Source organism: Phaeobacter sp. JH20_37, assembly GCF_048056015.1.
Lineage (GTDB): Bacteria > Pseudomonadota > Alphaproteobacteria > Rhodobacterales > Rhodobacteraceae > Phaeobacter > Phaeobacter bryozoorum.
The window spans coordinates 249,194-260,538 of the sequence record NZ_JAYMWW010000011.1; the positions used below are offsets into that span (position 1 = coordinate 249,194).

At 53.9% G+C, this 11,345-nt stretch carries 9 protein-coding genes and 2 pseudogenes; 7 read left to right on the forward strand and 4 right to left on the reverse strand.

The window, feature by feature from the left end; all coding sequences use genetic code 11:
- Positions 1-169 precede the first annotated feature (169 nt).
- The 6 genes and pseudogenes from VWZ87_RS04880 (at position 170) to VWZ87_RS04905 (ending at position 7,243) form a co-directional block, all read left to right on the forward strand.
- Positions 170-463: a hypothetical protein gene (locus tag VWZ87_RS04880; RefSeq protein WP_416545813.1), complete on the forward strand. Its 294-nt coding sequence runs from the start codon at positions 170-172 to the stop codon at positions 461-463.
- Between the two features lie 101 nt (positions 464-564).
- A pseudogene (gene tnpB / locus VWZ87_RS04885) lies at positions 565-765 on the forward strand (IS66 family insertion sequence element accessory protein TnpB); the annotation flags it as partial.
- A complete protein-coding gene (locus tag VWZ87_RS04890; RefSeq protein WP_416547590.1) occupies positions 761-1,153 on the forward strand; it encodes an IS66 family transposase in 393 nt (130 codons plus the stop codon). The pseudogene tnpB and the gene VWZ87_RS04890, both read left to right, overlap by 5 nt.
- A gap of 429 nt (positions 1,154-1,582) precedes the next feature.
- Positions 1,583-3,646 carry a winged helix-turn-helix domain-containing tetratricopeptide repeat protein gene (locus tag VWZ87_RS04895; protein WP_416536863.1) on the forward strand — a complete coding sequence of 688 codons (2,064 nt, stop codon included), beginning with the start codon at positions 1,583-1,585 and terminating at the stop codon, positions 3,644-3,646.
- A 360-nt stretch (positions 3,647-4,006) separates the two neighbouring features.
- Complete coding sequence (locus VWZ87_RS04900) at positions 4,007-5,152, forward strand: phosphatase PAP2 family protein (RefSeq protein ID WP_340546356.1); 1,146 nt, start codon at positions 4,007-4,009, stop codon at positions 5,150-5,152.
- Positions 5,153-5,185: 33 nt separating this feature from the next.
- Positions 5,186-7,243, forward strand: coding sequence for a hypothetical protein (locus VWZ87_RS04905; protein WP_416534247.1), 2,058 nt, complete (start codon positions 5,186-5,188; stop codon positions 7,241-7,243).
- Positions 7,244-7,525: 282 nt separating this feature from the next.
- Here VWZ87_RS04905 and VWZ87_RS04910 read toward each other — a convergent pair whose 3' ends face one another.
- The 4 genes and pseudogenes from VWZ87_RS04910 to VWZ87_RS04925 all read right to left on the reverse strand — a co-directional run.
- A complete protein-coding gene (locus VWZ87_RS04910; RefSeq protein WP_340546354.1) occupies positions 7,526-7,921 on the reverse strand; it encodes a hypothetical protein in 396 nt (131 codons plus the stop codon).
- Between the two features lie 89 nt (positions 7,922-8,010).
- The gene (locus VWZ87_RS04915; RefSeq protein ID WP_416534246.1) at positions 8,011-8,715 is read right to left on the reverse strand and encodes a hypothetical protein; all 705 of its coding nucleotides are present in this window, start codon (positions 8,713-8,715) and stop codon (positions 8,011-8,013) included.
- A 69-nt stretch (positions 8,716-8,784) separates the two neighbouring features.
- Positions 8,785-9,456, reverse strand: a complete 672-nt coding sequence (locus VWZ87_RS04920; protein WP_340546352.1) for a hypothetical protein — start codon at positions 9,454-9,456, stop codon at positions 8,785-8,787.
- A 225-nt stretch (positions 9,457-9,681) separates the two neighbouring features.
- A pseudogene (locus tag VWZ87_RS04925) lies at positions 9,682-9,867 on the reverse strand (integrase core domain-containing protein); the annotation flags it as partial.
- 505 nt (positions 9,868-10,372) lie between these two features.
- On the opposite strand from VWZ87_RS04925, the gene VWZ87_RS04930 reads away from it, so the two are divergent.
- Complete coding sequence (locus VWZ87_RS04930; RefSeq protein ID WP_416534245.1) at positions 10,373-10,960, forward strand: hypothetical protein; 588 nt, start codon at positions 10,373-10,375, stop codon at positions 10,958-10,960.
- Positions 10,961-11,345: the final 385 nt, after the last annotated feature.

The window sequence follows — 11,345 nt, forward strand, 5'->3', positions numbered from 1 at the left end:
TTTTTGCGTTTTCGTGAAGCTTTTACGGCTGATGATCCCAACGCGACTGTGCCTGCATTTGGCGGGGTTCTGTGCGCTGTTTGTGTTTGGATTTTGGTAAGCGTCCGGCCTCGCTGCTCTGACGGTTCATAGCATGTGTTGATAGTGCCCACCAACGATGGTGGACGTCTTGAGTGCAGATACGGCGGGTAAGAACGGTCGGAAGAAGCGTTTCTGGTCGGATGAGGAGGAGGTGTCGATCTGCACGCCGGGGGGATCGGTAGCGCAGGTCGTGCGGCTTTACGCGATGAACACCAATCTGATCCACAAGTGGTTGCGTGAGGCTAAATTTGCGCCGGATCTGCAGGGCGTCGAAGATCAGGCCGCCCCATCACCTTGCTTTCTTCCAGTTGAGATCGTCGACAGGCCTGTTGCCGAAGAACCCCCGACGCCTACGGCTAATGGCCCCCCGGCGACAGCATGATTGAGATCGACATCGCGGGTGGTCATCAATTGAGGATTGATCCCAAAGCCTTGGCGCGTCTCATTCGAGGCGTTTGTGCATGATCCCTGTCCCGGCAAACACTAAAGCGGGACCCGTTTGCAGGGCATCTGTTTGTCTTTCGTGGGCCGCGCGGTGATCTGATCAAGATCATCTGGTGGGATGGCCAGGGCGCATGCCTGTTCAGCAAGCGGCTTGAGAAGGGTCGGTTCGTCTCGCCATCGGCGAAAGAGGGCAAAATCACCGTGATCGAAAAGCTGCGGCATCAGTTGGCGAGCCATTGAGCGCGGACATCCCGGTCCGGGCCTACTAGCGCATGTGTTGGTCAATAAATACGTGGGTCACCTGCCGCTGTACCGCCTGAGCGGCATCTTCGAGCCCGACGGGATCGACATTGATCGCTCGACGCTGGCGGATTGGATCGGCAAGTCCACGGCTCTATTAGAACCACTGGCGGATGCTATTGGGCGGCATGTGTCGGCCGGTCAGGCCATCTTCGCTGATGATACGCCAGTAAAGATGCTGGCACCCGGCACGAGCGAAACAACGACAGCACGCATTTGGGCCTATGGTCGGGATGAGCGGCCTTGTGGTAGTCGCGTTCCACCTGTCAGTCGGTATCAGTTCTCGCCAGACCGCAAAGGGCAACATCTCAAGGATCATCTGGCATAGTATTAAGGCTGGATGCATGCTGATAGATACGCCGGTTTCCAAGACCATTGCCGATCCGGCATGACCTGACCCACGAGGGTCACTCATTCACAACGAGAGTCTGCGGGTTCGATTGTGGTAGTCGTCGGCCTCGGGCTTGGCAAGCGCGGAGCCCTCAAATTGCTCAAGCGGCTGCCGCGCGTGCCTTGGTGTTATGTTCCCAACTGGAGAGTGCGGCTGAGACAAGCGCCCGGGTCGCCATCGAAACGTGACGGGTACATTCTGGGTTGCTCTTATGATTGTAACTTTTGCATGTTGAAGGGTGAGGCGTGAGGCTTTCTGGTCGCTTTTAGAATTTCGCTGGATTTTCCATCAGAACCGACGGCTGACGAGTGGAAAAATCGGGGATCGTGGGCGTAAAATATCAAATATATAGGTAGCTTAGGCTTCATGACCGATACCATAAAGCATCCCGATGCCCGAAACCAACTTCAGATTGGAGACCATTTCTATGATCCCGTCTCCAATGAACTCTTAGACCCGTCTGGAAACACGGTACCGTTGCGGCCTCAGTCTGGCCAGGTCTTATCAGTATTGGCCAAACAATCGGGTACAGTGATTACGAAATCTGAACTGTTTGCTGCCGTCTGGCCGAATACGAGTGTGACGGATGACAGCCTTACACAATGCATCTCGGAAATTCGCAAATCGCTGGGGGATAGTGATCGCAAGTTGCTTCGCACCATTCCAAAACAAGGATACCTGCTGGATAGTCGATCCGTTGTTGCCGCCAGCACTGCACAGAAAACTCTGCCTCACCATATCAGCGCTGACCTGATAGAATGGGAGGCGACACGCCAGCGTACTGTGGTGATCATATGTCGACCTGCGGGAGGGCCTGACGAAACCTCGCTGCATGAAGCGGTACAATCGGTGGTACGTCTGCACCGGCCCACCGGGGCAAAAGCAATTGATGGAAACAGTGCAACTCTGACCTTTGCAACCCCAATCGAAGCAGTTCGATGCAGCAGGGCCTTGATCAGGAGTGCACGTGCGTTGGGAATTGGCGTTCTTCGCACCGCCCTCGATACTCTTGAAAGAAGCCGGATAGCAGCCTTGTCAAAATTGCTGCTAGAAACGAGCGATGAGTGGGAATACGCCACCGTTGAGGTGAGGGATCAGCTACACTTCAGTCTAGAATGCGAATTCGAGGATCTGGGAGATCAGCATCAGCTGGCTGAGGTCAATGGTATTCGCTTGTATCGTGTGCACCGATACGGATCGGCATACTATCCTGCTGCGCGCACCAATCTGGACGATGTATTGCCAACGGTGGCTGTCCTACCGTTTACAACACGCGATCGCAGCGCTCATGATCCTGTTCTGGCCAATGTGCTGGTTGACGATATCATATCGGCATTATCCCAATCAACCGACCTCAACGTAATTTCACGCCTTTCAACTTTCGGAATCCGAACCGAAAACATGACGTTGGAGCTTTGTAAAAAGACGTTCAACGCAGAATTTTTAGTGTCCGGCGTCTGCGACGACGATGGCTCACGGGTGATCGTAACTCTTGAATTGATCGATGTTTCATCCGGCAAGATTTTGTGGTCAGAGCGGATCTTGAAGCCGTTAGAAAGTTGGATCAACAATCTCGGTGTTATCGATGAGATTGTGATGAGCATTCGCAAAGCGATCAGCCTCAATGAAGTACGAAAATCACGATTGCAGCCGATCACATCGTTGAAAAATTCGACGCTTCTGCTGGGTGCGGTGGCTCTCATGCATCGGTTATCCAAGTCCGATTTCCAAGCGGCGCGAGTGATGCTGGATGAGTTGATGGACCGAACTCCGGATCACCCATTGGTTTTGTCTTGGGTGGCCCGCTGGTATGTTCTTCAGGTGCAGCAAGGATGGACAGAAACTCCCGAAAACGATGGTCAGAGTGCGCTACAGTATACGTCGCGTGCGCTCGAAATTGATCCGGAATGCGCATTGGGGCTGATTAGTGAAGGTGCTGTTTTGGTCAACCTCTTTAGAGATTTGGAGCTTGCACAAGATCGATACGATACAGCGCTGGAAGTGAACCCGAACGATGCAAACGGACGCCTGCTGCGGGGTACACTCTATGCGTTTCAAGGACAGGGAGATCTGGCGGTCAGCGACACCGAACTGGCCATGCATCTTGCCCCACTCGACCCGCACCGCTTTATGTTCCTGGCGCTTTCTGCCGGGGCGAGCCTCGCCGCTGATAATTTGCCCCGTACCATTGAACTGGCGGACGCTTCGCTTCGACTGAACCGGTCACATGCCTCTACCTTGCGGATTAAAGCTGTAGCACAATTGCGCTTGGGACGTGAGAGCGACGCACGTAAAACTACCAGGGAACTGCTGAGAGTGCAGCCTAATCTGACTGTCGACGGGTGGCTCAGGCGGTCTCCCAGTTCCTCTTATCAAGTCGGTCTACGTTTTGCGGAAACACTGAAGGACCTCGGGATTCCCGAAAGCTAGGCACAATCTCCAGCAGATCTGCCGTTCTGACGGCACCATGGCGCGATGACAAGGCATACAACTTTATTTTGTTTCATTTTTGCAGGAACACCCTAAGGTGGTGACTACTGCGCCTTGGCGCACAGGGGTCGCATCGGTCGCCAGTGTTGGTTTCCGGTAATTTTTGACGCAGCAGGGGGTGTGAACGTCGGTCAGTGTGAGAACGGCAGGGTACGCGCAGCCAATAGCGTGGCGTCATTTAAGCATACTTCTTCATACGAGCCTTGCCCCAATCAATTTAAGGCCGTGACATATCATCTGATCTCTTCCTGATCGGGTATTTATCACTAGCACCCTATGATTTATCAAAGGAAAGTTGAATTGCCCTTCAATGCCAAAGGTTCGCCCGAGAATAGTTTTAACAGCTTCAATAGTTTTAATAGTTTTAATAGTTTTAATAGCTTTGGAACCTCTGGGAGCACGGTCGCAGCTGAGGCTTTGTTGACGACGCGCGATGGTATTGTCGGTGCGCCCTTAGATCTGAACCCCCACATTACTCCGGGTAGTCCCCATGATCCGCGCAATCTGGCGCGGTTGTCGGCAGATGTCCGGGCCAGCCTATACTTGTCCGAACTAGGATCGCGGGTTGCATTTTCGGATGCCATGGATGAGACGGCTATCGCCAACCTTTGGCGGCGGGATACTCGGCCAGCGGGTCGTTCGCCTCAAGCAGATAGCCTCCTGGTCCAAATCACAGCCCCGACGATTGATCAGTTCAAGGAACAGATGGCCTATCTCACAGCCTATGCTGACCTGCGCGGCGATCGGGCTGCGGAGATCCTTTCGCAGACCAGCGCAATTACGCCTTTTTTGGCGTCGATTTCCTTTATGGATCCCGCAAGAACCCCATTTACGCTGGAACTGATGTCTGCAGCACTAGGGTTCACCAACTATTGTGGCATGCGTTTGAAATACAGTATTTCCGCCAAACGCCCGATAGAGTTTTCGCCACAGGTTCAACCAATAATCCCAACGCCCACTCACGGCTCTTTGCCGAGTGGCCATGCCACGGAATCCTTCGTGACTGCGCGCCTCCTATGGAAACTGCTGCGGGCCTCCAACTCGGAGCAATATCACAAAGACGGCGTCTGGGGCGAAATGTTCATGCGTTTGGCATCCCGGATTGCCACGAACCGAACTGTCGCAGGCGTTCACTTTCCAGTTGATAGTGCCGCAGGGGCAATGCTGGGGCTCACGTTAGCGGACTATCTGCACGCGGTATGTGACCCAGAGGCAAATGAGCTGACTAGTGCCTGTTTCAATGGCCCCGCGTTCAATGCTGCGGAGGACTTTGATTGGCACGCGCTGTATCTGGCACGCGAAGATCGCCAAACGAAAAAGGCGGGCAAAAAACGCAACCCTTGGGCCACCAGCGAGCGTCACCCGACGACACCGGACATGGCTTCTCCGGTCCTGACATGGCTGTGGAAGAAGGCGCAGGCCGAGTGGCAGGATTTTACCTTATAACTCCAATGCCTTGCCGAAAAAGGAGCAATAATCATGCCATTGCATTGGGAAACATTTCATTCGCAGGATCTGCTGTCTGACGTTGCTGACTATCGATTGTCACGTCCACTTATTCACGTTACATCAGCGGCATCTCAACCTTGGTGGTCCGCCCTTGTTGAGTTGCAAGATATTAGTATCCGCGAGTTTGAAGAGCGTGCGCAAAGCCGGTTCCCGGACGACCTGGTCATCCCATCTGATTATGATGCAGATGATCGTGATAGGGTCGAAGAAACGCAATTCGTTTCAATTTTTGCCCGCAAACCGCTGTTAGATGCGTTCAACCGTCACGCCGCCGATTATGCAGTGATAGGATTGACGTTGGGAACAACTGTTACGGACTCTGATCTGTCTGACGTTGATACAAATGATGACGACAGCAATCGTCGTAAGATCATTGAGGTGCCCGAAGGAACGGTCATCACAGCCGTCATCGACGATGCGATTGCCTTCGCCCATAACCTGTTTCGAGATGGCCTGGTGTCGTCGCGGGTGGAGTTTGCAACAATCCTGTCAGCGTCTCCTGAACAGCTCTCTCGGGTGGGGGCGTCGGGACGCAGCTATAGTAAAGCCCAAATCGACGCCCTCTTGCAGGAATGTACGACCAACGGCTTGTTGGATGAGCCTGCATTTTATGCAGCGGTAGGTTTGGTAAATGCGCGTAGCAAAGCACTCTCCGCCGTCGCCTTGCGTCGTTCGCATGGCACGCATGTGATGGCGCTGGCCGCTGGATATTCGATGAGCAATGCCCCGAGTAACCGGCCAATTATCTGCGCGTTGTTGCCCTCCCGGGTTACTGAGGATTCTACCGGACAGAATACGCTGCCCAGCTTTAAACTAGCGCTCAAGCGCCTGTGCAATCAGGCGGCACGGTTCCGGCTGCCTGACAAAAGTAAACCTCCTGTCATATTCAATTTCAGCTATGGGAATTTCGCGGGGCCTCACGATGGAACCAGCGGTATTGACCGCGTGATTGACCGGTATTTCGGGCCACAAGCAAAGAAGCCCGATGCAAATCAAACACGCCAGATTGTGCTACCGGCGGGTAATGGTAACCTTAGTCGTATTCATGCAGACCTGAATCTTCAGAATGCGAAAAGCAAATCCAAGGACCCATCGTGGAAACTGGATTTTGTTGCTCAGCCGGATGACCGAACGTCAAGCCATCTCCAGATGTGGATGCCATACCACGCAACCAATCCGCCGCCCCGGCTTGTGGGGGTCCGTGTCACGGTTCCATCTGGCCCTGCGAGCAAGACAGTTTATGTATCCGGCAATACCGGGCAGCGACTGGTTGACGAGCAAGGCCAGGAGGTCGCACGCCTGACGTATCGGTTCGACGGGGGGCATACACGTCGCGGGGTGATAACCTTCAGTATCAATCCTACTGCGCATCAATCTGCTATCGACTTAGCCCGAGCTGGCCGTTGGCGGGTCGATATTACGTCCTGCGATATGAACAGCAGTGACGACGTTCAAATCTGGATAGAGCGTGACGAAACCTTGCCCGGTTTTCTGCCCGGTGGTCGGCAAGGGTATTTTAACAACGCTGACTATGTCTATTATAATGCACTCGGCGCGCCCCTTCCGGTGGATCCGGCGGGAACAACCAGCCCAATCCGGCGCGCCGGCACGTTGAACGGTTATGCCTGCGGGAAAACACCGATGGTGGTTGCCGGCTTCACCCAGAGTAATCGCTTGCTGTCAGACTATTCCGCTGCAGGGCCGATTACCCCTTCTCGGGGGAAGAAAAAGGCAAACCGACTGGGACCGGATGCGGCGGCACTTGCGGATGACAGTCCGGTCTTGACCGGCGTATTGAGCGCGGGATCCAACAGCGGCAGCTTGACCCGCATGGGCGGCACCAGTGTCGCCGCACCTAGGGTTGCGCGCCTCGCGGTTCAAATGACCTCCGAAGGGGTTGAGACTGACCGCAAATGGCTGCGCTCCTTGGCGGAGGCCGAAGATCCCAACAATAAGGCTGCCATAACCCGAACAGGTGGCGGCCAAGTTGATATTTCAGTGGATTTTGGTTGGCCTGAAAGAGGTTGAGCAACATTGCCCTGGTAGGGGCAATGTTCAGGAGCTTCTGGTCAGTTTGCGATCATAGTTTTTAGCTTGATCATCAGGGACTTCGCGCTTTCCTTGTCAATACCTACAAGGGTAGAAAATTCGTCCGTTTCTGTCTGTGAAATCATATGATTCAGACAGTTAGCCAAAGCCATGCACTCTGTTGCCGTCAACGTGTTTGGAGATTTGTCAGGCATTGCGCTTTCCTCATTAAATCTGCCGCCCTCCTCAAATCGGAGGGGCGGCATGGATTTAGGACTGAACTCAACTTAGGTTGTCGTAGTAGGTCTTGCCGGTCAATGGACGAAACGCGGTGCCGCAGTCGTTGGCATTATCATTTGTGATGATGACCGTGCCGGTGGGCGTATGCCAGTATGCATAGCGACTGTTGGCCAAGGGCTTGGACTCCGTCGGAGCGTTCATAATCCCCAGAAGGAATGTTGCGAATTCATCCGCATTGGCAATCGTCGGATCGGGGAATGCCAAGCCATCGATTACCTTTCCATGTACGAATTCGGCTGAGTGCTTCGTGTATGCGTGGCCATGGGCAATGGCGGCAGAATATTCGGTATTATTGGTTGCTGTGCATGCAGCATGCGCAAGGGCAGGCAAGGCAACCAACAGCACGAGGGTGGCAGCAAGTCGTTTAAGAAGTGTCATATCTAAATTCCTTATTCGCCATAGATTTGAGGGAGATCGCCATGCGGCGAAGTGTTTCCCGGGGCCCAACAAGGCCCCGCAACAAGTCGTTATTGGCGGTGGACTGTGAATGTGCCGTCTGACTGATAGTCCACGTTGCAGGTGGAATAGCCCTGAGTGAAATCGCACAGAACAGCCCCTGCGACCGAAAACAAAATGGGTGATCCGACGGGGTGATTGCCTGTCTTTACGTAGAATTTCGGTTTTGGCGCGCAGAATATGTGACTGACTGGTGCGGGGGTGACGTAGCTGGACAAGACGACCTGCGTGTTTCTCACCTTGATCCCATTGCCGCAGTGGAGCTTCAAACCACCAGTGGGAGTGTAGCTTGGTATCTGGATACCAAAGTTCCCTTCAGGGATGCCTGACGCGTAGGTCGGCATGGATAAACCGAGCGACCCGACCGTCAACTGAGTATTATTAGGCACCTGCTTGGTCTGGTCTTTTGGCGTCAGAGCAATGGGCCATTTGGCAACAACGGACGTTTGAGAAGCGTTTTCATAAGGTTGCGGCTTCACAAGCATGGCGAGTTTAGCTTGATTGCTAAATGCGGCCACATAAGGTTGTCGTTCAAATTGAAACTGAAGCGTGGACCCAGATGATTTGTAGGGGAGGACTGCACCCGTAGCCAAGCTGGCCGATGACGACTGAAGTACACTTCCTGAACTCTGGTAATTTGCAGGGTGCTGAAACGCATAGAACTGCATTTTAGATTGAGACAGGTTCCTGATTACTATGGTCAGCGTGTACGGCATGAGTGCAGTCCATTCTACGGCCCAGCCTAAACTGCTCCGAAGTTCCACCAGGGACAAAGAAAGATCAGCCTAGGTCCGGCTGGTGATGTTCCAATCCCCATTAGCTGCCAGCTCCACGTCAATCACAGTGTAGCCCCCGGTGAAATCACACAGTGCCGAGGTTTTTGACGCAGCGGTGAAATCCATCACCGTGCCAGGCGTGTAGGTCCCTGTCGCAACGTAGTATTTCAGGATCGGCTCGCAATCGACGTGCGACTGTGGATTTGCCTGAACGAAGTTCGACAAGACGATCCCCCCGTTTACAGATACCGCGGAGCCGACGTTGTAGAAGGGCGGTGAAGAGAAGCTCGGTGTGTTGATCCGGAATGCGCCAGGCTGTACGCCGGCCTCGTTCGTCGGTGTCGATAGGCCAAGTGCGGGGCTTACGCTGGCGGTCGTGGAGTCATTGGCAGCGCCGCCACCAGCAGGCGCAAGATCGATCGCACGGCTCGCAGACGAATAGCCTGAGGACTGGCCAACGGCCGGCGCAGAATGGGCCTCCTGAATGCCCGCATAATACTGCAGATCAACCTGAAAGGTCAGGATTGAGCCAGACGAACCATAGTTGGCAAGGTTCTCTGCAAAGAGACTGTTCGAATATACTGTTGCACCGCCAGTATAGTTTGCCGGCTCTTGGAAAAAGAAGAAGCCCTGTGTTGCCGGCTCAAGATTTTTTACGTTAATTGTCAAAAGGGTAGACATAGTGAGTTCCTCGCTTTGATGATTGGCAGCAGGCCCTGTCTTTATGAACCTTGCCCAATCATCATCAGGTCGCTGAGGTCAGATGTCCTGAAACTGGTGCTGAAATTTTCTGAAATTTTCTGAAGGTCATCTCTCAGTATTGAATGTGAGCTACTCCCCAATCTTTGAACAGGATCTGACGTAATTTAAGCTAATCGTTGCGACCTGCCCCCACTTGTCCCTCGTTCATAGCGAGAGTCTTCGGGCTTGGTTTTGATAGTTGTCGGTTTCGGGCTGGGCAAGCGCGCCGGGCGCGGAGCCCTCAAGTTACTCAAGCGTCCGGCGCGCTTCGGACGGTGCTTTGTCCCCGAGCGATGAGTGCGGCCTGACCGTGTTGTAATCGTAACGCCAGAGCGCCAGCTTCAGCCGGGAATGTCTGGCTGCCATCGTTGACACATCCATTGGCGGTGCGCGAGTCGCCCGATACTTGAATCGGATCGCCGAGTTGCGCGGGTACGGACCACAAAATCACACGTCTGAATGAACTTATGCCCCATGGCGCTACGCCGCTGACGCAGCGTAGCAGGCAGCATCGGAACCACACCAGAGCGCGTTCGCCGGACGGTCACCTTCCATAGTGTTTCCACACATCCAGTGCTACGAACGCCAGAAGCGCCCCTTTGGGCGCTATGTTGTTTGTTTTTTTGTTTTGGTTGCGGGAGCGGGCTTTGCAAAGTCGGCCGTTTGAGGCAACCAGCTGAGATTTTATGCTGCTGCGCGGCCCGCCGTTCCTGCCGTTCGCTGCGGCTACGAGGTGTTGGACCTGGTGAATTCACACACAGCGGGACCTTGCTGCCGTTCGTTGCTTCCAGCTGAATGGCCGGTTATCACAAACTAAGAATTCCAAATGGTTCGCGCCAACAGCAGGGTTTGAGTAATGCGAAAAGCGTTCAAGATCGTTCTAGGCGTAGTTCTAGCCCTTCCCGTTATCGGCTTTATTGTGTTCAAAGCTACCGAAGTCAGACATTTGAAGGGTTTCCTGCCGCCTGCTTACGGACATGTCGAGCTAGAGGACAAAACCACACTAGTTGCCGGATTTGGCCCTGGGGGGCATGACGCTGTTTTGGCCTTTTTTCACCTTTCCGAAGAGGTCGCCTCATTGATGGCCGTTGAAGGAAAAGTCTGGCTACAAGACGCGGAGTCTTCGGTTGAATTACGACGATCTGTACAGGCAGGTGAATGGAATTCGACACCGTTGACCGGGGAAGTTTATGCTTGGGCGAATGCCGCGAACTGCGCTTCAGGAATGAGTGACTGGTGGCTCGCATCACATACGGGTCATTCGTGCCCCGGAATTGCTGCGTACCTCAGGGGTTATGGCTTTCTTGATAAGCTAAGCTCCTCCAAGACGAAGCTAGTTGATGAAGTTTTACAGGCTAAAGGGGCGTTCATTTCCAGACGTCAAGTAGGCTACCTCATAGTCGCTCCGGAACGAAATCTAGTGATCTTTGCACACGCAGGATGAACCATAGCGGACGCACGAACACTCCGCAGCATCCGTTTCAATGGGCTCACTACCGACTTGCGGCGATGCGGCGGCAGGGTTGCAGCGAAACTTCACCAAGACGCTTCTACCAGACAACGCAAGGCAGCCCAATCACGACATTCAGGCAGGGCGCAGCGCAAGCGCCGCTGCAAGCGCGAAAGGTCTCCCGAAAGCGGACCTTCAAGCCTGTCCAATTGATCCAGGCGATACTGCGATCAGTGTAGACGTCAGCGACGCGCAGGAAAGCGGGCTTTGCAAAGTCGGAGCTTCTTTGTTGCCCTGTCGCCACTCTGCTGCGTTGCAGCGAAGCAAAGCAGACCTTTCCGCACTATTACCCTCTAACGCAGAATACTTCGAAGTCTTT

Excerpts from the sequence above, each read along its gene's own strand:
- VWZ87_RS04895 (WP_416536863.1), top strand. The coding sequence starts at position 1,583 with ATGACCGATACCATAAAGCATCCCGATGCCCGAAACCAACTTCAGATT.
- VWZ87_RS04905 (WP_416534247.1), top strand. The coding sequence starts at position 5,186 with ATGCCATTGCATTGGGAAACATTTCATTCGCAGGATCTGCTGTCTGAC.
- VWZ87_RS04910 (WP_340546354.1), bottom strand. The coding sequence starts at position 7,921 with ATGACACTTCTTAAACGACTTGCTGCCACCCTCGTGCTGTTGGTTGCC.
- VWZ87_RS04915 (WP_416534246.1), bottom strand. The coding sequence starts at position 8,715 with ATGCCGTACACGCTGACCATAGTAATCAGGAACCTGTCTCAATCTAAA.
- VWZ87_RS04920 (WP_340546352.1), bottom strand. The coding sequence starts at position 9,456 with ATGTCTACCCTTTTGACAATTAACGTAAAAAATCTTGAGCCGGCAACA.
- VWZ87_RS04930 (WP_416534245.1), top strand. The coding sequence starts at position 10,373 with ATGCGAAAAGCGTTCAAGATCGTTCTAGGCGTAGTTCTAGCCCTTCCC.